Raw genomic sequence first — 23,517 nt, forward strand, 5'->3', positions numbered from 1 at the left:
GGTGCGGCCCGGCACCCTGCGCGCGTCAATGGCTCGCCGCATCGGCCGGACCGTGATTCATCTTACCCTGATCGCCCCGCACCCGCTCGATGTGCGGATGCGCCCACGAGCCCGTGATCGCGTAGTCGAGCGCGAACGCGTGCGACAGCGTCTCCGACAGCGCGTAGTTCGCGGCCAGCACGCCGACGCCGAGCAGCGGGTTGATGATCGCGGCCGCGATCGCCGCCGTGCCGGCGCCGATCTTCGGCGCGACGTGTGCGTGCAGGTCCTGCGTCTCGGCGCCGAGATCGACCGCGCCGCGCACCGTCACGTTCGCCGGCGCCGTCGTCATCGAGAAGTCGTCGGTGCGCGCGATCCCGTTCGAGATCCGGCTGGTGCCCGTGATCTTGTCGAACGGCAGGCCCTTACCGACCACGTCGCGGAAATTCAGCGTCAGGAAGCGCGCGAGACTCTGCAGGCTCAGCACGCCGAGCAGTTTCGCGGCACCCGGATCGACCTTCAGGATCTGGCCGTGCTCGAGATCGACCGCGACCTGGCCGCCGAGCGACGGCAGATCGACCGCGGTCGGGCCGCCGCGCCAGCCGACCTTGCCGGTCACCGTGCCGTGGCCGTTCGCGACCGTGCGCGGCAGGCCGACGAGATCGAGCAGCGCGCCCGCGTTGCCGATGTCGAGCTTGAAGTCGAACACGCTGCGGCGCGGCGCATCGTTTTCGTCGACGCCGCGGGCGAGCGCGCGGCGCGAGGTGCGCCAGTTGCCGGTCGCCGTCAGCTTCGCGGCCGGGTTCGCCAGCTCGAGCTTGTCGAGCTGCCACACCGGCGCGCCGTCCTCGTCGATGTTGCTCGCATTGACGACGAGCCGGCCGATGTCGTGATCGCGCGCGACGACCTGGTCGACGATCAGGTCGACCGACGGCATCGGCCGGTCCGTCGGCGTCGGCAGGTTCATCGCGCGGCCGACGAGGTCGTGCTGCGCGCTTTGCGGAATCACGAGCTTCGCGAGCCGCGCGTTCAGCACGCCCGCGCCGTTGTGGCCGCCGCCCTGCGCCCACGACAGGTAGCCCGAGACCTGGTTCGACGCGATGTTCGCCTGCCACAGCTCGTCGACGTGCGACGCGCCGATGATCACGTTTTCCCAGTTGCGCTTGAGCAGCTTCAGCGTGCCGAAGTGCAGCGCGAAGCGCTTCGGCGTGAAGCTCGCGACGTCGACGCGCGGCGCGGCCGGCTCCGGTGCGCGCGGGGTGTCGTGCTGCAGCGTGCGGGCCAGCGCGAGCCATGCGTCGGCGTCCAGTTCGTCGACGTCGACGGCGGCGCTCACGCCGTCCTGCGGCAGGTCGGGCATCCGGTGGATGCCCATCGCGCCGCGCACCGCCCGCAGCGGCTGGCCGCGCGTCGCGTCGAGCAGGTAGGTCGCGGACACGGGCCCAAGCGTCAGGTCGGCATGTTCGAGGCGCTTGCCGTCGGCCTCGGCGGCCGGCTGCAGCGTGAAGCGGAACGGCATCGGCGTGCCGGCCGGTTTCGCGAACGGCGCGGGGAAGTTCAGCGCGACGCCCGTCAGGTCGGAATGCGCGGTGACCTCCGGCAGGCGGCCCGGCGCGCCGCGCACGGCGACGTGGTACGGCGCGTCGCCGACCACGTGCTCGAGCAGCGCCGCGGCCGTGCCGTGCAGGTTCAGACCGCGCGTGGCGTCGAGCGCGAGCTTGCCGTCGACGTTCACCGCGTACGGGCCATGCGACTGGAAGTTGCCGTTCGCGCGCACCGGGCCGCCGAGGAAGCGCCCCGACAGGTCGTGCAGCGACGCGCCGGCCTCGCTGAACCGCACGCTGCCGCGCAGCGCGGACAGCGGCGGCACGCCGTCGGTCGACAGCGTGTTGCCGCCGAACGCGAGGGCGCCTTCGACGTGCGTATGCGGATGCGGCACGCGCTGCGGAATCGTGATCTTGAGCGCAAGCGACGCGGGCCCCTGCGCATCGATCCGCTGGCCGATGTGCCCGCTCATCGTGCCGAGCGAGCTGTTGTCCGCGTAGTCGATCAGGTCCGCGAGCGGGCCTTGCGCATGGCCGTCGATGATGAGCGGCGACTTCGACGGGTTGCCGAGATCGTCGATCCGGCCGGCCACCTTGGTCAGCGCGACGCGCTTGTAGCGCGCGCGGGCAATGTCGAAGTGCAGCTTGTTCTGCGCGAGCTCGAACACGCCGTCGATTGCGTCGAGTGCCGGCCAGACGCTCGGCGTGCCGTTCGCGAGCTTGCGCGGCGGGTACGGCGTCGGCTCGAAGCGCCCGCCGGTAAACGGCGCGACGATATGGAACACGCCGGCATCCGGCTCGTGTGAGAACGGGAATTTCTCGAGCGGGCCGCGCGCGACGATCGACGCGCCCTTGGTCACCTGGCCGTCCTGCAGTGCATGGCCGAGATACTGGCGCAGGCGTTCGGACATCCCGGTCGGCAGGTAGCGCGGAATGCGCGCCACCGACGCGCGCGCGAAATCCGCGCGCAGGTCGAGCGAGCCGCGGCCGTGGCCGGGGTTCGTGTACGAGCCCGACACCGCGATTTCGGCATCGGGGTTCGAGACGAACAGGTCGGGCAACGTCACGTCGACGCGCGCGTGCTTGTCGCCCGGCGCCGGCGTGATCACCCATTTCGCGTTGCCGCGCAGCCGGTCGAAGGTCAGGCGCGGCTGGTCGAATTCGCCGGGCACCGTGACCGCGGCGTTGACCGTGTCGAAGTGCGCGCTGCCGCCGGTCTCGTTCGCATCGACGCGGCCCCACAAATTCTCGACGCCCGGCCAGCCGGCGCGCGGGTGACCGCGCGGCGACAAGCCCGGCGGCGGCTCCTGCGCGGCGACGCTGATGCCCTGCAGATCGCCGAGGAAGCGATAGCGCACGATCGGCGCGGCGCCCATGCGCCGCTCTTCGTCGGCGAGCTCGGGCCGCGCCGGCTTCGCGCGCTCGACCTCGATGTGATAGTTCGACACCATCCCGCGCGGGTCGAGCTTGATCAGCTCGTTGCGCAGGCGTGCCGGCAGCGGCAGCCCGCGGATGAACTCGCTGAGGATGCCGAGATCGACGCGGTCGCCGACGACGCTCAGCAGTTGCCCCTGGTCGGCGGCCGGCACGCGGTAGCGGGCGGTCAGTGTCGACAGCGCGAGCGAGCGCGCGAGCGGCGTGCCGTCCGGCAGCGGCGGCTGGCCGAGCTCCGCGTTGAAGCGCGTCAGGTGCAGCGTGTAGTCGCGGCCGGCGTTCAGCGCCATGTCCCAGCCGAAACCGACCGTCGGCACGTCGAGGCGCGGCTGGGTCGGCCGCACGCGCAGCACGACGTCGGCGCCTTGCAGGTCGCCGCCCGCGGAGCGCAGGTGGCCGTCCTCGAAGGTCGCCCAGATCGCGTTGTCGATCCGGCCCGCATGGATCGTGAGCGGAATGTCGAGATAGCGGCCGAGGGTCTGCAGGTCGACCGGGCCGGTCGACAGGTACGCGTCGCCGGTCCAGTTCGTCGGCTTGCCGATCGGCTGGAGCGGCTTGTGCCGGAAGCGCGCGCGGAAATCGAGCGGGCCGAGCAGCAGCGTGCCGTTCGCGGGCGCCTGCAGCGCGGCCTTGTGCACGCGGCCGTGGTTGAGCACCGCGAGGCGAATGCCCGACAGCGCGAGCTCCGGTGCGTCGTGCTGCGCGTCGCGCCAGCGCAGCGTGCCGTTGCGCAGCACGATCGCTTCCTGCTTCAGCAGCCACGTGCTGAACGTGTCGTTGCCGCCATGGGTGGTCGCGACGCCGACGCCCGCGACGCTCAGCGAGCCGTCGGCCGCGCGCGCGACGACGAGGTCGGGGTGGTCGACGATCAGGCTCGACAGCGCGGGCGACAACCGCAGCAGCGACATCCACGACAGCGCGGCCGTCGCGTGCGGGACCGACAGCGCGATCCGGCCGTCACGGCCGCGAATCGTCAGGTTGGTGACTTCGACGCCCGGCTGCATGCCGGACCAGTGAGGAGACAGTCTGCCGATCGAAAGCTGCGCGTGGAGCTTGTCGGACACCGCGCGCTCGATGCGCGGGCGGAATTCGTCGATGCGCGGCAGCAGCACGTAGCGCAGCCCGAGGAACGAGGCGGACGCGACGAAGTAGGTGCCGATACCGACTGCCAGCGTCACCCTGAACACGCGACGCAGGACAGGATGATCGTGCTTCGGAGGTCCCGCTTCGGGCGCAGGTACGGCGGATTCCTGACGGTCGGACATGCGGCGGAAGGGCGGCGATATGGTAGTTTTGCAGACTGACGTTGAAATGTATCACAGGGGTTCGTGCCGGCGGCCGTTGGGGCAGCATGGCACGGGCTTTCCGGCGCGCGGTTTTCGCGGCGGCGCACCCGCGCCGCGATGCCGCGCCGAGTCCAAGGAGCCTGTCGGCAGCGGGGCGCGCATGCGTCGCCCCGCGGCGGCGGGCCTTACCGCCAGGCCCGCTTTTCGATGACCGACGCTTCCGCCCTGATCAGCCCATCCTACTCCCGCTATATCGCCCGCGCGGCCGCCGCGCGTCCCGCGCTGTCCGAGCGGATCGCCGCGTGGGCCGCCGCGCCGCTGTCCCGCGCGCAGCTCGACGCGCGCCTGAGCGAGCTGCTCGCGGCACCGGCCGGCACGGCCGCGCCGAGCGACGAGCAGTTGAAGCGCGCGCTGCGGCAGTTGCGTGTCGAAGTGTTCGGCGCGGTCGCGGAGCGCGATCTGCGCGGCCTCGCGAGCGTCGCCGAGGTGACGGGCGCGATGACCCATCTGGCCGAAGCGGCCGTGCAGCGCTCGCTCGCGCTGCTGTCCGCCGAGCTCGAGGCGATGTACGGCGAGCCGCGCGGCGCCGACGGCCAGCGCGTCGTGCTCGGCGTCGTCGGGATGGGCAAGCTGGGCGGCCGCGAGCTGAACGTGTCGTCGGACATCGACCTGATCTTCGTCTACGAGGACGACGGCGAGACAGCCGGTGGCACGCGCTCGCCGCTGTCCACCCAGGAATACTTCACGCGGCTCGGCCGGCGCCTGATCGGCGTGCTGTCCGAAGTCACGGCCGACGGCTATGTGTTTCGCGTCGACATGCGGCTGCGCCCGAACGGCGATTCGGGGCCGCTCGTCTGCAGCCTCGGGATGCTCGAGGAATATTTCTACGTGCAGGGCCGCGAATGGGAGCGCTACGCGTGGATCAAGGGGCGGCTCGTGTCGGAAGGCGACAGCGACGCGGCGCGGCGGCTCGAGTCGCAGCTCGAATCGATCGTCAAGCCGTTCGTCTACCGCCGCTATCTCGACTTCGGCGTGATCGGCGCGATCCGTTCGCTGCACCAGCAGATTCGCCACGAAGCCGCGCGCCGCGCGTCGATGCGGCCCGACAAGGCCGACGACATCAAGCTCGGGCGCGGCGGGATCCGCGAGATCGAGTTCAGCGCGCAGGTGTTCCAGCTGATCCGCGGCGGCCAGGATGCGGGGTTCCGCGTGCGGCCGACGCTCGCGGTGCTGCGCCATGCGCAGGCGCGCGGGCTGATCGGCGAGGACGTGCGCGAGCGGCTGACCGACGCGTACAACTTCCTGCGCACGCTCGAGCACCGGCTGCAGTATCGCGACGACGCGCAGACGCATGCGATGCCGGTCGATCCGGACGAGCGCGCGGCGCTGGCCGCCTCGCTCGGCTTTGCGGACTACGCGGCGCTGATGACGGTGCTCGATGGCTACCGCACCTTCGTCGAGGCGCAGTTCGACCAGATTTTCGCGGACAAGGTGAGCGGCGGCCCCTGCGCGGCCGGTGAGGACACGGCGGCCGCGTGGATCTGGAGCGGCGCGCTGGCCGACGACGGCGAAGACGACGCGCTGCTCGCGCGCCTCGACGGCCTGGGCTTCGCCGATCCGGCGGCCGTGCTCGCGCGGCTGCGCGCGATCTGGCAGTCGTCGCGCTACGCGGGCCTGCCGGAAAAGAGCCGGCAGCGCTTCGACAGCGTCGCGCAGCGCGCGCTCGAGGCCGCGCCGCGGATCGACGCCGCGCGCCGCGACGAAACCATCGTGCGGCTGTTCGACCTGCTCGAGACGGTCAGCCGGCGCGGCGTCTATCTCGCGCTGCTGACCGAGTACCCGGCTGCGCTCGACCGCGTGCTGTCCGTGCTCGGCGCGACGCGCTGGGGCGGCGGCTACCTGATCCGCCATCCGCAGCTGCTCGACGAACTGCTCGACGACGAAGCGATCGCGAGCCCGTTCGACTGGCCCGCGTTCAAGGATGCGCTGCGCGCGCGTCTCGCGGCGGCCGACGGCCCCGAGCAGCAGATGGACCTGTTGCGGCATGCGCAGCACGCGGAGGTGTTCCGCATCCTGCTGATCGACCTGGCGGGCCAGCTGTCGGTCGAGCACGTGAGCGATCGCCTGTCCGAGCTCGCCGACGCGGTGCTCGACGTGACGATCGAAGTGGTCTGGTCGCAGCTCGCGAAGCGCCATCGCGACGTGCCGAAGTTCGCGGTGATCGCGTACGGCAAGCTCGGCGGCAAGGAGCTCGGCTACGCATCAGATCTCGACCTGATCTTCCTGTACGACGATCCCGACGAGCGCTCGGCGGACGTCTATACGACGTTTACGCGACGGCTGATCACGTGGCTCACGACCGCGACCGGCGCGGGCGCGCTGTTCGACATCGACCTGCGGCTGCGGCCGAACGGCGAGGCCGGGCTGCTCGTGACCGATCTCGACGCGTTCCGCCGCTACCAGCTGCGCGAGGGCGACGCGGCGAACACCGCGTGGGTGTGGGAGCACCAGGCGCTCACGCGCGCGCGCTACAGCGCGGGCGACACGCAGATCGGCATGGACTTCGAGGCGATCCGCCAGCAGGTGCTGACGACGCCGCGCGACGGCGACGTGCTCGCGAAGGAAATCGTCGACATGCGCGGCAAGGTGTTCGCGGGCCATCCGAACCAGACCGAGCTGTTCGACCTGAAGCACGATCGCGGCGGGATGGTCGACATCGAGTTCATCGTCCAGTACTGGGTGCTGCTGCATGCGTCGAGCGATGCCGAGCTGATCCGCAACACCGGCAACATCGCGCTGCTGCGCGAGGTTGCGCGCTTCGGGCTGATGAGCGAGGACGAGGCCGAGCGTGTCGGCGCGGCGTACCGCCAGTACCGGAAGCTGCAGCACAAGCTGCGGCTCGACGGGATGGAGAAGGCGCGGGTCGATCCGGCCCTGGTGGCCGACGAGCGGGCGGCCGTGACGGCGCTGTGGACGCGCGTGTTCGGGGCCGTCGAAACGGGCGTTTGAGTCGGACGTTCGAATCTACGGCCCGAGGCACTGGGCGGGCGTGATCGAGCGCTCGCCCACTAAAAAAGACCGGCGCATGCGCCGGTCTTTTTGCATTCGGCCAACGGAGTGCCCGCGTCAGGCCGCCAGCATTTCCTTCGCGTGCTTGCGCGTCGTCGCGGTGATCTCGAGCCCGCCGAGCATCCGTGCGACTTCCTCGACCCGGCTCGCCTTGTCGAGCGGGATGACCGACGACACGGTGCCGCCGCGGTCGTCGGCGCCTTTCGCAACCTGATAGTGATGGTCGCCGCGCGCGGCCACCTGCGGCAGGTGCGTCACGCACAGCACCTGGCGGTCGCGCCCGAGCTGGTGCAGCAGGCGGCCGACCACCTCGGCGACGCCGCCGCCGATCCCCGTGTCGACTTCGTCGAAAATCAGCGTCGGCGTCGGGCTTGCCGCGCTCGCGATCACCGCGAGCGCGAGGCTGATCCGCGCGAGTTCGCCGCCCGACGCGACTTTCGCGAGCGGGCGCAGCGGCACGCCGGGGTGCCCGGCGACCCGGAATTCGACCTGCTCGAGCCCGTGCGGGCCGCCGTCGGCGAGCGGCACGAGCGCGACTTCGAAGCTGCCGCCCGCCATCGACAGTTCCTGCATGCCGGCCGTGACGGCCGTGCCGAGCGCCTTCGCCGCCTGCGTGCGGGCCTTCGACAGGTGTTTCGCGTCGGCGAGATAGGTTTCCCAGGCCTTCGCCTGCGCGGCTTCGAGCGCGCCGAGATCGGCGGCCGCGTCGAGCGCGGCGAGCTGCGCGCGGCGTGCCGCATGTTCCTCGTGCAGCGTGCCGGGCGGCAGCCGGAACTTGCGGGCGGTCGTGTGCAGCGCGTCGAGGCGCGCTTCGACCTGCGCGAGCCGGGCCGGGTCGAGATCGAGGCGCTGCGCGTAGTGCGACAGCGAATAGACGGCTTCCTGCAGCTGGATCTCGGCCGGTTCGAGCGACGCGAGCGCATCGCCGAGCGCCGTGTCGTAGTCGGCCAGGTTACGCAGCTTCGACACGATCGCGCCGAGCTGCTGGAGCATCGCGTCGTCGGCCTCGGACAGCGCGTTGAGCGCGCCCTGCACGCCGGCGATCAGGTTCGCCGAGTGCGACAGCCGCTTGTGCTCGCTGCCGACTTCGTCCCATTCGCCCGGTTGCGGTGCGAGCTTGTCGAGCTCGGCGAGCTGCCACGCGAGCTTTTCGCGCTCGAGCTGCAGTTCGCGCTCGTGCGCCTTCGCGGCGTCGATCGCCTGCGTCGCGTCGCGCCATACGCGCCACGCGCGGGCGACGTTCGCGGCATCGGCGACGAGCCCCGCGTGCGTGTCGAACAGCTCGCGCTGCGCGTCGGGCCGCATCAGCAACTGGTGCGCGTGCTGGCCGTGGATGTCGACGAGCATCTCGCCGAGCTCGCGCAGCTGCGCGAGCGTCGCGCTGGTGCCGTTGATGAACGCGCGCGAGCGGCCGTTCGCGTCGATCACGCGGCGCAGCATCACGGTGTCCTCTGCGTCGAACGCGTGCTCGTCGAGCCAGCGCGCGACGCGGTCGTGCGGCGTGAATTCGGCGGTGATGTCGGCACGGCTGCAGCCGGCGCGCACGACGCTCGCGTCGGCGCGTTCGCCGAGCGCGAGGGCGAGGGCGTCGATCAGGATCGATTTGCCGGCGCCGGTTTCGCCGGAAAAGACGGTAAAGCCGCTGTCGAATTCGAGATCGAGCGCGGCGACGATGACGAAGTCGCGAATCGAGAGGTGGCGGAGCATGGTGTCGGGCTGTGGTGCGTCAGGACGCCGTGTCGTCTTCGTTCGATGCGTGTTCGTTCCAGTGCAGCTTCTTGCGCAGCGTCGCGTAGTAGCTGTAGCCGACCGGATGCAGGAACGGCACCGTGTGCTTCGAGCGGCGCACCTCGATCGTGTCGTTCAGTTCGAGCGCGGTGAACGACTGCATGTCGAAGTTCACGTTGACGTCGCGGCCGCCGACGATCTGGATCGCGATCTTCGAATCGTCGGGCAGCACGATCGGCCGGTTCGACAGCGCGTGCGGCGCGATCGGCACGAGCACGATGCCCTGGAGTTGCGGGTGCAGGATCGGGCCGGCCGACGACAGCGCGTACGCGGTCGAGCCGGTCGGCGTGGCGACGATCAGGCCGTCCGAACGCTGGTTGTACATGAACCGGCCGTCGACCGACGCGCGCAGCTCGACCATCCCGGAAAAGCCGCTGCGGTTCACGACGACGTCGTTGAACGCGAGCGCGTGGTAGATCGGTTCGCCGTCGCGCACGATCCGCGCCTCGAGCAGCGAGCGCTCCTCGCGCTCGAACTTGCCGGACAGGATCACCGGCACGCGCGCCTGCATGTCGGCGGCGGCGATGTCGGTGATGAAGCCGAGCCGCCCGTGGTTGATCCCGATCAGCGGGGTCTTGTACGGCGCGAGCTGCCGGCCGATGCCGAGCATCGTGCCGTCGCCGCCGAGCACGACCGCCACGTCCGCGCGCGCCCCGATCTCGGCCGGGGTGAGCGCCGGATAGCCGGAGATGCCGATCTCGCGAGCGGTGTCGACTTCGAACACGACCTCGAAGCCCAGCTTCGCGATGCAGCCGGCCAGCGTGGTGAGCGGCTCGGCGATGCCGGGCGTGTTGCTCCGGCCGACGAGCGCGACAGTGTTGAACTGATTACCGGTTTTCATGCCGGCATTACACCATAGCTCGTTGACGAAAAGAACCGGTTGTGCGCAGACGGGGCCGGATCGGCCGGCCCGCGCGACTGGGGCCGCTGCCACTCGCCGTGCTGGCGCGGTTGCGCTAAAATTTTCCACCATGCTAGATCCTCGCGCACGAACCCTCCTGAAAACCCTGATCGAACGGTATATCGCCGACGGTCAGCCGGTCGGATCGCGCACGTTGTCCCGTTACTCCGGGCTCGAGCTGAGCCCGGCAACGATCCGCAACGTGATGTCCGACCTGGAGGAGCTCGGCCTTGTGTCGAGCCCCCACACATCGGCCGGCCGCGTGCCGACGCCGCGCGGCTACCGGCTGTTCGTCGACACGATGCTGACGGTCGAGACGCCGATCGACGCCGAGGCCGTCGCGCGGCAGGTGCAGCACACGCTGCAGGCCGGCGAACCGCAGCAGCGGGTCGTGGCGGCCGCCGCCAGCGTGCTGTCGAACCTGTCGCAGTTCGCGGGCGTCGTGCTGACGCCGCGCCGCAGCCACGTGTTCAAGCAGATCGAGTTCATGCGCCTGTCGGACAAGCGGATCCTGCTGATCATCGTCACGCCAGAGGGCGACGTGCAGAACCGGATGCTCGCGACGCCGCGCGACTATTCGCCGTCGCAGCTGACCGAGGCATCCAACTACATCAACGCGCATTTCGCCGGGCTGTCGTTCGACGAGGTGCGCCGCCGCCTGCGCGACGAGATCGACCAGTTGCGCGGCGACATGACCACGCTGATGCATGCGGCCGTGACGGCCAGCACCGAGGTGCCCGATACCGAGGACACCGTGCTCATTTCCGGCGAGCGCAACCTGCTCGAAGTGGCGGATCTGTCGTCCGACATGGCACGGCTGCGCAAGCTGTTCGACGTGTTCGACCAAAAGACGGGCCTCCTGCAACTGCTCGACGTGTCGAGCCACGCCCAGGGCGTGCAGATCTTCATCGGCGGGGAATCGACGCTCGTGCCGATCGAGGAGATGAGCGTCGTCACCGCACCCTACGAGGTGAACGGCCAGATCGTCGGCACGCTCGGCGTGATCGGCCCGACCCGCATGGCTTACAACCGCGTGATCCCGATCGTCGACATCACCGCGCGCCTGCTGTCGCTCACGCTGAGCCAGCAATAACCTGACCGGCACCGTCCCGCCATCGTGCCGCGGCGGCGCGCGCGCCGCCATTCGGCCGAACGGCCAGCCGACCCGAGCGGGGCGGCCCGCTATAATTGAGAGCCGTCCGACTGCGTGCCCCGAGCACGTTCCTGCCCATGCGTTTCGATCTTGAGCCGCCTTCGAGCGTCGCGGCCGCCCATCGTACCGGCGTGCTGCTGATCAATCTCGGCACGCCCGACGCCCCGACGCCGCGCGCGGTGCGGCGCTATCTGGCCGAATTCCTGTCGGATCCTCGCGTCGTCGAAATCCCGCAGGTCGTCTGGCAGGTACTGCTGCGCACGCTGATCCTGCCGCTGCGCGGCCGCGCGTCCGCGAAGAAATACGCGGCCGTCTGGATGCCCGAGGGTTCGCCGCTGCGCGTCTACACCGAGCGGCAGACCGAGGGCGTGCAGCACCTGCTCGCCTCGAACGCCTATCAGGTGACGGTCGATTACGCGATGCGCTACGGCAGCCCGAACATCGCGCACGCGCTCGCGCAGTTCAAGTGGGCGGGCGTCGAGCGCGTGCTGCTGATGCCGATGTATCCGCAATACTCGGCGTCCACCACCGCGACGGCATTCGATGCCGCGTTCGCCGCGCTCGCGCGGATGCGCAACCAGCCGGAAGTGCGCACGGTGCGGCACTACGCCGACCATCCGGCCTATATCCACGCGCTTGCCGAGCAGGTGCGCCAATACTGGGCGCAGCACGGCCGGCCCGATTTCGCGGCCGGCGACAAGCTCGTGCTGAGCTTTCACGGCGTGCCCAAACGCACGCTCGACCTGGGCGACCCCTATCACGACCAGTGCCAGCAGACGGGCGCGCTGCTGATGGCCGCGCTCGGGCTGTCGACGCTCGAATGCCGCGTGACGTTCCAGTCACGCTTCGGCAAGGCCGAATGGCTGCAGCCGTACACGGCGCCCACGTTACGCGAGCTCGGCGCGGCCGGCGTGCGGCGAGCCGATGTGTTCTGTCCCGGTTTTACTGCCGATTGCCTGGAGACGATCGAGGAAATCGGGATGGAGGTGCGCGACGAATTCATCGCGGGCGGCGGCCAGGCGTTCCACCGGATTCCGTGCCTGAACGGCGCGCACGCATGGATCGGCGCGCTCGGCGAGATCGTCGCCGAGAATCTGCAGGGCTGGCCGGTGAAGGCCGCGCAGCCCGACATGGTGAACTGAAGGTGAACTGAAATGACGGCCCAGCCCCTATGCGCACTGCGTTCGCCGTTCGAGCGGGCGTTCGGTGGCGATGGGGCGGCACGGCGGAGGCTGGCATGAATTACAAGATTTCGACGGAACCCGGCGCGCGGCTGCGCATCGACAAATGGCTGTGGGCAGCCCGCTTCTTCAAGACGCGCTCGCTCGCGTCCGACGCGGTCGACAAGGGGCACGTGAAGATCGGCGGCGCGGCGGTCAAGCCGGCGAAGGACGTGCGCGTCGGCGACGAGGTCGAGATTGCGATCGACGGTGTCGTCTGGCACATTGCCGTGCTGGGAATTTGCGACGTGCGCGGGCCGGCGAGCATCGCGCAGACGCTCTACGCGGAAACGGAAGCCGGGCGCGTCGCGCGGCTCGCCGAACTGGAACGGCGCCGCACGTATCGGGAGCCGGCGGCGGAACTGCACGGCCGGCCGACCAAGCGCGACCGGCGCATCATCGACAGATTTTCGGGTGGAAGCTGAACATCTGGTCGAACGTCGCCCGCGCGCTTCCGTATTCGGTCGTGCGGTCGGTGACGGCTCCGGACAGGCAGATGGTGGTGGTGCCGGCAATCAGTACCAGCGCGACCACCGATATGGCAAAGGTCAGTTTCACGGTACTCGCCTCGTGGGACGGTTGAATGCGGCGCCAGGTGAATGTCAGGCGGCGGTCAGCTAGGGGTAAACACGCTTTCCGACGCTTGAGTTGGAGTGTAGTGCAGCCCCTCGAGCCGAGCTAGTACTAGTCAGGTAAGCGTTGTTACCGGTCGTTTCGTCCGGTTTGGCGGCAAATGCGCGCAATGGGGCGGCGCGCAGCGCGGTTGTTTCTCGGCATTGGCGAATGCCGGCGAATAACCCTCTTGAAGTCGCAGTTTTCGCCCTTATTTGCACCGTGAATGTGCGGTGCCGCCGGGTATACGGTCCGGCGGTTGCCGATTTGGCTTCAACCTCTAATCGACTTTCAGCGACATGGAAAACACGCAAGAGAACCCGGCTACCCCTTCGGCCGACGACATCGGCAGCGAGAAGCAGGCGGCGCAAGGCGCTGCTCCCGCCGCCGAAGCAGCCGACGCGGCGCTCGCGGAGGCTCAAGCCAAGGTCGCCGAGCTGCAGGAGAGCTATCTCCGGGCGAAGGCCGAGACGGAGAACGTCCGCCGCCGCGCGCAGGACGACGTCTCGAAGGCGCACAAGTTTGCGATCGAGAGCTTCGCCGAGCACCTGCTGCCGGTGCTGGACAGCCTCGAAGCGGCCGTCGGCGACACGTCCGGCGACATCACGAAGGTGCGCGAAGGCGTCGAGCTGACGCTGCGCCAGCTGACGAGCGCGCTCGAGAAGGGCCGCGTCGTCGCGATCAACCCGGTGGGCGAGAAGTTCGATCCGCACCAGCACCAGGCGATTTCGATGGTGCCGGCCGAGCAGGAGCCGAATACCGTCGTGACCGTCCTGCAAAAGGGCTACATGATCGCCGACCGCGTGCTGCGCCCGGCGCTCGTCACGGTCGCCCAGCCGAAGTAAGGCTGCCGCGATGATTCCCGCCGGCGTCGATCCGGCCGCGTTCAACGCGTTCGACATGCAGGCGCTGGCGCCCGACACGTTCGACGCCGGTGTCGCCGGCGCCGGCGATGCGCTCGCCGTGGTGTTCTTCTGGGGCGTCGACTGCTTCAATTGCGAGATCGCGAAGAAGGCGATGCTCGCCCAGCCGGACGCGATCCGCGCGCTGGGCCTGAAGTGGTTCCACTGCAACGTGTACGAATACCCTGAGCTGGGGCGCCGCTTCGGCCTGCACGGCGTGCCGACGTGGTTCTTCTTCCACCGCGGCAAGCGGCTCGGCCGCGCGACCGGCTGGCATGGCCTCGCGCAGTTCCAGGCGGCGGTGTCGGCGGCGCGCGCGAAGTTCGCCGCGGCCGGTGCGCAGCCGGCCGAGCGCGACGGCGGCCTGCACGATCCAGCTACCGGCGGCGATTGAAAAAATTTAATATCCGCATCGCTGGGCGGGTCTTGAAAACGGGCCGGCCGGACGCATTTCGGGAACAGAGTTGAATTCAGGCGCGCGAAACCGCCCAAAAACGCGGGGTTTCGCGCAGCAAACAAGCATTTCTGGAGATTAGGAAAATGGGAAAGATCATCGGTATTGACCTCGGCACCACGAACTCGTGCGTCGCCATCATGGAAGGCAACCAGGTCAAGGTCATCGAGAACTCGGAAGGCACGCGCACGACGCCGTCGATCATCGCCTACATGGACGATAACGAAGTGCTCGTCGGCGCGCCGGCCAAGCGCCAGTCCGTGACCAACCCGCGGAACACGCTGTTCGCCGTGAAGCGCCTGATCGGCCGCCGCTTCGAAGAGAAGGAAGTCCAGAAGGACATCGGCCTGATGCCGTACGCGATCATCAAGGCCGACAACGGCGACGCATGGGTCGAAGCGCACGGCGAGAAGCTCGCGCCGCCGCAGGTTTCGGCGGAAGTGCTGCGCAAGATGAAGAAGACGGCCGAAGACTACCTCGGCGAGCCGGTCACGGAAGCCGTGATCACGGTGCCGGCGTACTTCAACGACAGCCAGCGCCAGGCAACCAAGGACGCCGGCCGCATCGCGGGCCTCGAAGTCAAGCGGATCATCAACGAGCCGACCGCGGCCGCGCTCGCATTCGGCCTCGACAAGGCCGAGAAGGGCGACCGCAAGATCGCCGTGTATGACCTCGGCGGCGGCACGTTCGACGTGTCGATCATCGAGATCGCGGACGTCGACGGCGAAATGCAGTTCGAAGTGCTGTCGACCAACGGCGACACGTTCCTCGGCGGCGAGGACTTCGACCAGCGCATCATCGATTACATCATCGGCGAGTTCAAGAAGGAGCAGGGCGTCGACCTGTCGAAGGACGTGCTCGCGCTGCAGCGCCTGAAGGAAGCGGCCGAAAAGGCGAAGATCGAGCTGTCGTCGAGCCAGCAGACCGAAATCAACCTGCCGTACATCACGGCCGACGCATCGGGTCCGAAGCACTTGAACCTGAAGATCACCCGCGCGAAGCTGGAAGCGCTGGTCGAGGACCTCGTCGAGCGCACGATCGAACCGTGCCGCATCGCGATCAAGGACGCCGGCGTCAAGGTGTCGGACATCGACGACGTGATCCTGGTCGGCGGCCAGACCCGCATGCCGAAGGTGCAGGAGAAGGTGAAGGAGTTCTTCGGCAAGGATCCGCGCCGTGACGTGAACCCGGACGAAGCCGTCGCGGTTGGCGCGGCGATCCAGGGCCAGGTGCTGTCGGGCGACCGCAAGGACGTGCTGCTGCTCGACGTGACCCCGCTGTCGCTCGGTATCGAGACGCTCGGCGGCGTGATGACGAAGATGATCAGCAAGAACACGACGATCCCGACGAAGCACGCACAGGTGTATTCGACGGCGGACGACAACCAGTCGGCCGTGACGATCAAGGTGTTCCAGGGCGAACGCGAGATGGCGGCAGGCAACAAGCTGCTCGGCGAGTTCAACCTCGAAGGCATCCCGCCGTCGCCGCGCGGCGTGCCGCAGATCGAAGTGACCTTCGACATCGACGCGAACGGCATCCTGCACGTCGGCGCGAAGGACAAGGCGACCGGCAAGGAAAACAAGATCACGATCAAGGCGAACTCGGGCCTGACCGACGCCGAAATCGATCAAATGATCAAGGACGCGGAAGCGAACGCAGCGGAAGACCACAAGCTGCGCGAGCTGGCTGATTCGCGCAACCAGGGCGACGCGCTGGTCCACAGCACGAAGAAGGCGCTCACCGAGTACGGCGACAAGCTGGACGCGGGCGAGAAGGAAAAGATCGAAGCGGCGCTGAAGTCGCTCGAGGACGCGCTGAAGGATACGTCGGCCGACAAGGCGGCGATCGACGCGAAGGTCGAGGAACTCGGTCAGGTTTCGCAGAAGCTCGGCGAAAAGATGTACGCCGACATGCAGGCGCAGCAGGCCGGTGCGGCCGGCGCGGCGGGTGCAGCGGAAGGCGCGGCCCACGCGGGTGGTGCGCAGCAGGCCGCCGACGACGTCGTCGACGCCGAGTTCAAGGAAGTGAAGAAGGACTAAGCCAGGTTGCCATGGCACCGCACGCCGCGCGCGACACGCGCGCGGCGCGGTTGAACAGCGGTCTGTCTTTCCCTTCCGGATGGCCGGATCGACTCCACGCCTGGCGGGCTTCGCGGCCCTCCGGGCACATTTGTTTTTTGGCGGGTGCTGCGCGAGCCGTCCGCGGACGGCGCAGCGCCAGACGAGTCGAGAGACTTTACTGCGGGCGAAAGGAGCCGCCGCGCGTGCGACGCGCGAAGGCACATGAATCGATATGGCGAAACGGGATTACTACGAGGTTCTGGGCGTCGCGAAGAACGCGAGCGACGACGAAATCAAGAAGGCATATCGCAAGCTTGCGATGAAGTATCACCCTGACCGCAATCCGGACAGCAAGGATGCGGAAGAGCATTTCAAGGAGGCGAAGGAAGCCTATGAAATGCTGTCGGACGGCCAGAAGCGGGCGGCGTACGACCAGTACGGCCACGCGGGCGTCGATCCGAACATGGGCGGTGCGGGCGGCCAGGGTTTCGGCGGTTTCGCGGATGCGTTCGGCGATATCTTCGGCGACATCTTCGGCCAGGCCGCGGGCGGCGCCGCGCGCGGCGGCCGCGGCGGCCCGCAGGTGTATCGCGGCGCCGACCTGCGCTACAGCATGGAAATCACGCTCGAGCAGGCCGCGCACGGCTACGACACGCAGATCCGCGTGCCGAGCTGGGTGTCGTGCGAAGTCTGTCACGGCTCGGGCGCGAAGCCCGGCACGAAGCCGGAAACCTGCCCGACCTGTCACGGCCAGGGCACGGTGCGCATGTCGCAGGGTTTCTTCAGCATCCAGCAGACCTGTCCGAAGTGCCACGGCACCGGCACCTACATCCCGGAACCGTGCGTGCACTGCCATGGGTCGGGCAAGGTGAAGGAAACCAAGACGCTGGAAGTGAAGATCCCGGCCGGCATCGACGACGGGATGCGGATCCGCTCGGCCGGCAACGGCGAGCCCGGCATCAACGGCGGGCCGCCGGGCGATCTGTACGTCGAGATCCACATCAAGCCGCATTCGGTGTTCGAGCGCGACGGCGACGATCTGCACTGCCAGATGCCGATCCCGTTCACGACCGCCGCACTCGGCGGCGAGATCGAGGTGCCGACGCTGGCCGGCCGCGCGTCGTTCCCGGTGCCGGAAGGCACGCAGTCGGGCAAGACGTTCCGCCTGCGCGGCAAGGGCATCAAGGGTTTGCGTTCGAGCATCGCGGGCGATCTGTACGTACACGTGCAGGTCGAGACGCCCGTGAAGCTGACCGACCAGCAGCGCGACCTGCTCAAGCAGTTCGAGAAGTCGCTGGCCGAGGGCGGTGCGCGTCACAGCCCGCAGAGCAAGAGCTGGTTCGACCGGGTGAAGAGCTTCTTCGAGTAACGGCATGACTGAAGGCAACGAGAGCGCGTCATTCGCGCTCTTGGACGATTGCGACTCGACTGCGGTTGCGCGGTCGAGTCGTTTGTATTCCGGTTTCGTGCGCGAACGCGTATGCACGGATCCGGCGCGGCTCGACGAAGTCGATGCGGCGGTGGCGCAGGACCTGCGCGACGGGCTGCATGCGGTGGTCGTCGGCGATTACGAATTCGGACGCAATCTGGAAAGAGCGCAGCCGGGCCATGCCCCGCTGCGCTTTTTGCTGTATGCGCGCTGCGAGCGCCTGTCGCGCGACGAAGTCGACGCGTGGCTCGCGCAGCAGGATGGCGGTGGCCCGCCGTCGATCGCCGGCGTCGCGCACGTCGCGAAGAGCGTGTCGCGCGATGCGTTCGACGCGGCGATCGCCGCCGTGCACGAAGCACTGCGTGCGGGCGACTCGTACCAGATCAACTACACGTACCGGCTGAATTTCGACATGTTCGGCACGCCGACCGCGCTGTACCGGCGGCTGCGCGCGCGTCAGCCCGTGCGTTACGGCGCGCTGATCGCGCTGCCTTGCGGCGCGTGGGTCGTGTCGTGCTCGCCGGAGCTGTTCGTCGAGAAGCACGGCGACGTGCTGCGCGCGCGGCCGATGAAGGGCACCGCGCCGCGCTCGGCCGATCCGCGTGACGATGCGGCGGCCGCCGCGTTCCTCGCGAACGATCCGAAGAACCGCGCGGAAAATGTGATGATCGTCGACTTGCTGCGCAACGACGTGTCGCGGATCGCGCGCACGGGCACGGTCAAGGTGCCGGCGCTGTTCTCGGTCGAGCCGTATGCGTCGGTGTGGCAGATGACGTCGACGGTCGAGGCCGGCTGGCGCGACGGGACGACGTTCGCGCAGATGCTGCGCGCGCTGTTTCCATGCGGATCGATCACCGGTGCGCCGAAGCACAAGACGATGGAACTGATCGACGCGATCGAGTCGACGCCGCGCGGCCTCTATACGGGCGCGATCGGCTGGCTCGATGCGCCGAAGGAAGACCAATCGACAGGCAGGGCGGCACCCGGCGGCGTGGCCGGCTGCGGCGATTTCTGCCTGTCGGTCGCGATCCGGACGCTCACGCTTGAAGCGGTCGGTATCGATGCTGTCGCAACGGTCGGCGCGCGCGACGCGGCGGCTCGCCGGGCCGGCCGGCGGCGCGGCACGATGGGGGTCGGCGCGGGCATCGTGCTCGACAGCGTGGCCGCCGACGAATATGCGGAGTGTGAATTGAAAGCACGATTCCTGACCGACGCCGATCCCGGCTTCCAGTTGTTCGAAACCATGGCGGCGACGCGTGCGGACGGCATCCGGTATTTCGAGCGCCATCTCGCGCGGCTGCAAGGTAGCGCGGATGCATTCGGCTTCCGTCTCGACGCCGACGCATTGCGTCGCGAGGTCGATGCGCGCTGCGCGGCGCTCGACGGCGATGGCCCGTACCGGATGAAGCTCGCGCTCGCGAAGGACGGCACGCTCGACATCACGGTCGCGGTGCTGAAGCCGCTGCCTGCGGGGCCGGTCCGCGTGATGCTCGCGTCCGAGCACGGCTTTGCGCCGACCCGCACCGACGATGCGCTGCTGCTGCACAAGACCACGCGCCGCGCGGAATACGACCGTGCATGGCAGGCGGCCGAAGCGCTCGGCGGCTTCGACATGCTGTTCGTCAACGAGCGCGGCGAGGTGACGGAAGGCGGCCGCTCGAACCTGTTCGTGAAGCTGGACGGCCAGTGGGTGACGCCGCCGCTGGCGAGTGGTGTGCTGCCGGGCGTGATGCGCGGCGTGCTGCTCGACGACCGCGCGTTCGGCGCGGTGGAGCGTATCGTCACGCGTGACGACCTTGCGCGCGCGCAAGCGCTGCTGCTGACCAACGCGCTGCGCGGAGCGCTCGACGCGGTATTGACATGACGCAATGAGGGTTCGGGCCGCGTGCCCGAAGGACCGGTGCCGCACGTCTTCGGCAACCGGGCGTCCGGACAAAAAAGCGCGGCACCCCGCAAAGGGTGCCGCGCTTTTTTGCATCGAGACGACGCCGGCGAACGAGCCGCCGGCCGTGCGTCAGAACGAGTGTTCCGGGCCGGGGAACGAACTGTCCTTCACCGCGCGCACATAGGCTTCGACGGCCGCCTGAATGGTCGGCTGGCCCTGCATGAAGTCCTTCACGAAGCGCGGACGCTTGCCGGGGAAAATGCCCAGCATGTCGTGCAGCACGAGCACCTGGCCCGAGCAGTCGGTGCCTGCGCCGATGCCGATCGTCGGAATCTTGAGCATGTGCGTGACTTCGGATGCGACGAGCGTCGGCACCGCTTCGAGCACGACGAGTTGCGCACCGGCATCCTCGACCGCGCGCGCGTCGCGCAGCAGTTGCGCGGCGCCGGCCTCGGTCTTGCCCTGTACCTTGAAGCCGCCGAACGCGTGCACCGACTGCGGCGTGAGGCCGACGTGCGCACACACGGGCACCGCACGCTCGACGAGGAAGCGGATCGTTTCGGCGAGCCACTCGCCGCCTTCGAGCTTGATCATCTGCGCACCGGCGCGCATCAGCTTCACGGCGCTCGCGAATGCCTCGGCCGGCGTGCCGTAGGTGCCGAACGGCAGGTCGGCGGTGATCAGCGCGCGCGGCTGCACGCGCGCGACACAGGCGGTGTGGTACGCGATGTCGTCGAGCGACACGGGCAGCGTGGTCGTGTGGCCCTGCAGTACGTTGCCGAGCGAATCGCCGATCAGCAGCACGTCGACGCCCGAGCGGTCGAGCAGCGCGGCAAAGCTCGCGTCGTAGCAGGTGAGCATCGCGATCTTCTCGCCGGCATCGCGCATTGCCTGCAGCTTCGGCACCGTGACGGCAGGCCGGCTCGATTCCTGGAGATAGGTCATGGGAAATCCGGTTCGATGGTGAAAACGACAGGCGAGGACGCGTCAGCGCGTCGTCTCGCCCTTGACGAAGGATTCCTTGCGGCCGCGCATCGTCTCGATGCGCTCGATCAGCAGCGCGAGGTCTTCGGGGGAATCCTGCGGGTTCAGGTGTTCGGCTGCGACCGTCAGTACCGGCGTGCGGTCGTAGTGATAGAAGAATTCGTTGTACGCGTCGACGAGCGAGCGCAGGTACGCGTCGCTGATCTGCAGTTCCATCGGCAGCCCGCGCTTCTGGATGCGCGAGAACAGCACCTCGGGGCTCGCCTGCAGGTAGACGACGAGATCGGGCGTGGGCGCCTGCGGCACATCGAGGTGCGTCGCGATCGACCGATACAGCTGCCATTCGTCTTCCGGCAGGTTTAGCCGCGCGAAGATGTCGTTCTTCTGCGGCATGTAGTCGGCGACGACGGGCCGGCCCGTATCGAGCGCGCCGATCAGTTCGCGCGCCTGCTGCGCGCGCTCCAGCGCGAACGACAGCTGCGCGGGCAGCGCGTAGCGCGCGGTGTCGCGGTAGAAGCGTTCGAGGAACGGATTGTCCTGCGGGCGTTCGAGCAGCGCCTGCATCGACCAGCGCTCGCCGAGCAAGCGCGCGAGCGTCGTCTTGCCGACGCCGATCGGGCCTTCGATCACGAGATAGCGATGGGGGGCGCGCAGGTCGGGTGCGGTGACGGTCAGTGGAGTGGTGTTCATGGGCAGCGGTTCTTGTCGGCGTCTGCGCCGGCGGCCAGGGCTTTCTGCATCAGGCATTGACAGGTCTGCACCTTCTCGACGCGCTGGTCGGCGACGGCGGCAAGGAACGCATCGGCGCGGCCGCGCGCCGGAATGTCGAGCGCCGGCTCGATTTCGACGAGCGGCACGAGCGCGAAGGCGCGATCGGTGAGGCGCGGATGCGGGACGATCAGGTCGGGTTCGTCGATCGAGTCGGTGCCGAACAGCAGGATGTCGAGGTCGAGCGTGCGCGGCGCGTTGCGATACGGGCGCTCGCGCCCAAAGTGATGTTCGATCTTCTGGCAGAGCGCGAGCAGCTCCCGGGCCGACAGCGTCGTGTCGAGCTTGACGACGCAGTTGTAGTAATCGTCGCCGCCCGCCTCGAAGGGCGCCGTGCGATACAGGCTCGACTTGCCGAGGATCGAGATGGTGCGCTGCTGCGCAAGGCACACCACCGCGTCCTTCAGGGTCTGGCGTGCATCGCCGAGATTCGCCCCCAGTCCGATATATGCAACCGTCATGGCATCACTTCCTACGTCGTTCGCCGGCGAGCGCGTCAGTCGTCGGAACCGCTCGCGGTACCGCCCGCGGTGTCCGGCGCCTGCTCGGCTGCGCCTTCGTCCGGCTTGCGGTTTCGCACACCACCGCGGCGGCGGCGCTTGCGGGGCGATTTTTCCTTCGAGCCACCCTGCGTGAGAAGTGCCTCACGAGCGGCTGCGTCGCCTTCGATGAAATCCGTCCACCACTGGCCGACAGCTGCTTCCAGCTCGCCGGATTCGCAGCGTAACAGGAGGAAATCATACCCCGCTCTAAACCTTTGGTGTTCCAGCAGCCGCATCGCGCTGCGGCCCGAGCGTTTTTCCAGACGCAGCTGCAGCCCCCAGATTTCGCGCATGTCGGCCGAGTAGCGCTTGTGGATCGCGAGCTTCTCGGTCTGCATGTCGATCACGTCGTCCATCGCGCGATGGAGCGCCGGCACCGGGATTTCGCCTTCGGCCGTGTATTGTTCGAAGCGCTGGCGCATGTCGTGCCACAGCAGCGTCGCGAACAGGAAGCCCGGCGACACCGTCTTGCCGGCGCGCACGCGCGCGTCGGTGTTGTTCAGCGCGAGCGTGATGAACTTCTCGCCCTGCGGCTGTTCGAGCACGACGTCGAGGAGCGGCAGCAGCCCGTGGTGCAGGCCTTCCTTGCGCAGCCGCTGCAGGCACGCGAGCGCCTGGCCCGACAGCAGCAGCTTCAGCATTTCGTCGAACAGGCGCGCGGCCGGCACGTTGTTGATCAGGTCGGCCAACGCGTTGATCGGCTCGCGCGTGTGCGTCTCGATCTCGAAGCCGAGCTTCGCCGCGAAGCGCACGACGCGCAGCATCCGCACCGGATCCTCGCGATAGCGCGTGGCCGGATCGCCGATCATCCGCAGCAGGCGGGCGCGGATGTCGGCCATCCCGTCGTGGTAGTCGAGCACCGTCTGTGTCGACGGGTCGTAGTACATCGCGTTGATCGTGAAGTCGCGGCGCGCGGCGTCTTCGTGCTGTTCGCCCCAGACGTTGTCGCGCAGCACGCGGCCGCTTGCATCCACCGCATGCGTGCGGCGATCGAGTTCGTCGCGCTTCAGCCGCTTCGGCGGCTCGGCCGCGGCGGCTTCGGGCGGCGCGTCGACCATGGCGCGGAACGTCGACACCTCGATCAGCTCCTGGCCGAACTGCACGTGGACGATCTGGAAGCGGCGGCCGATCAGGCGCGCACGGCGGAACAGGCGCTGCACCTCGGTCGGCGTCGCGTCGGTCGCGACGTCGAAGTCCTTCGGCGCGATGCCGAGCAGCAGGTCGCGCACCGCGCCGCCGACGATAAACGCGCGAAAACCCGCCTGCTGCAGCGTGTCGGTCACGCGCACCGCGTTCCGCGAGATCAATGACGGATCGATCTGGTGCACGCTGGCCGGCACGACGGTCGGTTCGTGATTGCTGCGCGGTTTTTTGGCGGCGGCGGCGCCGCGGCTACCCTTCGCGGGGCGTGGAGCGGGGGCCGTTTCGACGGCGGGCGCCTCGACGGGTGACGTTTGTTCGGCATCGTCCTGGCCGAGCAGCTTGCGAATGAATTTTTTGATCACGA

General features: G+C 68.6%; 17 protein-coding genes. 9 read left to right on the forward strand and 8 right to left on the reverse strand.

Annotated features, from left to right (window positions below; genetic code table 11):
- Positions 1-25 precede the first annotated feature (25 nt).
- Positions 26-4,222, reverse strand: coding sequence for a YhdP family protein (locus tag ACP26O_RS03375; RefSeq protein WP_175665282.1), 4,197 nt, complete (start codon positions 4,220-4,222; stop codon positions 26-28).
- A gap of 228 nt (positions 4,223-4,450) precedes the next feature.
- On the opposite strand from ACP26O_RS03375, the gene glnE reads away from it, so the two are divergent.
- A complete protein-coding gene (glnE, locus tag ACP26O_RS03380) occupies positions 4,451-7,252 on the forward strand; it encodes a bifunctional [glutamate--ammonia ligase]-adenylyl-L-tyrosine phosphorylase/[glutamate--ammonia-ligase] adenylyltransferase (protein ID WP_175665281.1) in 2,802 nt (933 codons plus the stop codon).
- A gap of 117 nt (positions 7,253-7,369) precedes the next feature.
- On the opposite strand, the gene recN is transcribed toward glnE, so the two are convergent.
- Positions 7,370-9,019, reverse strand: a complete 1,650-nt coding sequence (gene recN, locus ACP26O_RS03385; RefSeq protein ID WP_175665280.1) for a DNA repair protein RecN — start codon at positions 9,017-9,019, stop codon at positions 7,370-7,372.
- A 19-nt stretch (positions 9,020-9,038) separates the two neighbouring features.
- Positions 9,039-9,941 carry an NAD kinase gene (locus ACP26O_RS03390; protein ID WP_006752731.1) on the reverse strand — a complete coding sequence of 301 codons (903 nt, stop codon included), beginning with the start codon at positions 9,939-9,941 and terminating at the stop codon, positions 9,039-9,041.
- 130 nt (positions 9,942-10,071) lie between these two features.
- On the opposite strand from ACP26O_RS03390, the gene hrcA reads away from it, so the two are divergent.
- From hrcA to ACP26O_RS03405, 3 genes are all read left to right on the forward strand, one after another.
- A complete protein-coding gene (gene hrcA, locus ACP26O_RS03395; protein ID WP_011656033.1) occupies positions 10,072-11,094 on the forward strand; it encodes a heat-inducible transcriptional repressor HrcA in 1,023 nt (340 codons plus the stop codon).
- 137 nt (positions 11,095-11,231) lie between these two features.
- Positions 11,232-12,296 carry a ferrochelatase gene (gene hemH, locus ACP26O_RS03400; protein WP_426356292.1) on the forward strand — a complete coding sequence of 355 codons (1,065 nt, stop codon included), beginning with the start codon at positions 11,232-11,234 and terminating at the stop codon, positions 12,294-12,296.
- A gap of 95 nt (positions 12,297-12,391) precedes the next feature.
- Complete coding sequence (locus ACP26O_RS03405; protein WP_006761205.1) at positions 12,392-12,799, forward strand: RNA-binding S4 domain-containing protein; 408 nt, start codon at positions 12,392-12,394, stop codon at positions 12,797-12,799.
- On the opposite strand, the gene ACP26O_RS03410 is transcribed toward ACP26O_RS03405, so the two are convergent.
- Positions 12,771-12,932 (reverse strand): hypothetical protein, encoded by a 162-nt coding sequence (locus ACP26O_RS03410; RefSeq protein WP_006752735.1) that lies wholly within the window; start codon positions 12,930-12,932, stop codon positions 12,771-12,773. The two genes, ACP26O_RS03405 and ACP26O_RS03410, sit on opposite strands and share 29 nt — an antisense overlap.
- Positions 12,933-13,285: 353 nt before the next feature.
- Between ACP26O_RS03410 and grpE the strand changes: the two genes are divergently transcribed.
- From grpE to ACP26O_RS03435, 5 genes are all read left to right on the forward strand, one after another.
- A complete protein-coding gene (gene grpE, locus ACP26O_RS03415; RefSeq protein ID WP_006752736.1) occupies positions 13,286-13,831 on the forward strand; it encodes a nucleotide exchange factor GrpE in 546 nt (181 codons plus the stop codon).
- 10 nt (positions 13,832-13,841) lie between these two features.
- Positions 13,842-14,282 carry a thioredoxin family protein gene (locus tag ACP26O_RS03420; protein ID WP_175665278.1) on the forward strand — a complete coding sequence of 147 codons (441 nt, stop codon included), beginning with the start codon at positions 13,842-13,844 and terminating at the stop codon, positions 14,280-14,282.
- Between the two features lie 146 nt (positions 14,283-14,428).
- Positions 14,429-16,381 carry a molecular chaperone DnaK gene (gene dnaK, locus ACP26O_RS03425; RefSeq protein ID WP_011656038.1) on the forward strand — a complete coding sequence of 651 codons (1,953 nt, stop codon included), beginning with the start codon at positions 14,429-14,431 and terminating at the stop codon, positions 16,379-16,381.
- 253 nt (positions 16,382-16,634) lie between these two features.
- Complete coding sequence (gene dnaJ, locus ACP26O_RS03430; protein WP_011656039.1) at positions 16,635-17,771, forward strand: molecular chaperone DnaJ; 1,137 nt, start codon at positions 16,635-16,637, stop codon at positions 17,769-17,771.
- A 4-nt stretch (positions 17,772-17,775) separates the two neighbouring features.
- A complete protein-coding gene (locus ACP26O_RS03435) occupies positions 17,776-19,695 on the forward strand; it encodes a chorismate-binding protein (protein WP_175665277.1) in 1,920 nt (639 codons plus the stop codon).
- 150 nt (positions 19,696-19,845) lie between these two features.
- Here the strand turns inward: ACP26O_RS03435 and panB are convergent, their stop codons facing one another.
- The 4 genes from panB to pcnB are packed head-to-tail and all read right to left on the reverse strand — an operon-like array spanning position 19,846 to position 23,515.
- On the reverse strand, positions 19,846-20,661 hold the full coding sequence (panB, locus tag ACP26O_RS03440) for a 3-methyl-2-oxobutanoate hydroxymethyltransferase (protein ID WP_175665276.1): 816 nt from the start codon (positions 20,659-20,661) through the stop codon (positions 19,846-19,848).
- 42 nt (positions 20,662-20,703) lie between these two features.
- A complete protein-coding gene (locus tag ACP26O_RS03445; RefSeq protein WP_175665275.1) occupies positions 20,704-21,390 on the reverse strand; it encodes a deoxynucleoside kinase in 687 nt (228 codons plus the stop codon).
- Positions 21,387-21,929, reverse strand: coding sequence for a 2-amino-4-hydroxy-6-hydroxymethyldihydropteridine diphosphokinase (gene folK / locus ACP26O_RS03450; RefSeq protein WP_006750662.1), 543 nt, complete (start codon positions 21,927-21,929; stop codon positions 21,387-21,389). The genes ACP26O_RS03445 and folK overlap by 4 nt, the downstream gene beginning before the upstream one ends.
- Before the next feature lie 35 nt (positions 21,930-21,964).
- The gene (gene pcnB / locus ACP26O_RS03455; protein WP_175665274.1) at positions 21,965-23,515 is read right to left on the reverse strand and encodes a polynucleotide adenylyltransferase PcnB; all 1,551 of its coding nucleotides are present in this window, start codon (positions 23,513-23,515) and stop codon (positions 21,965-21,967) included.
- Positions 23,516-23,517 lie beyond the last annotated feature (2 nt).

The sequence above is a fragment of the Burkholderia sp. R-40 genome (assembly GCF_049942845.1).
In the GTDB taxonomy this organism is placed as follows: Bacteria; Pseudomonadota; Gammaproteobacteria; order Burkholderiales; family Burkholderiaceae; genus Burkholderia; species Burkholderia ambifaria.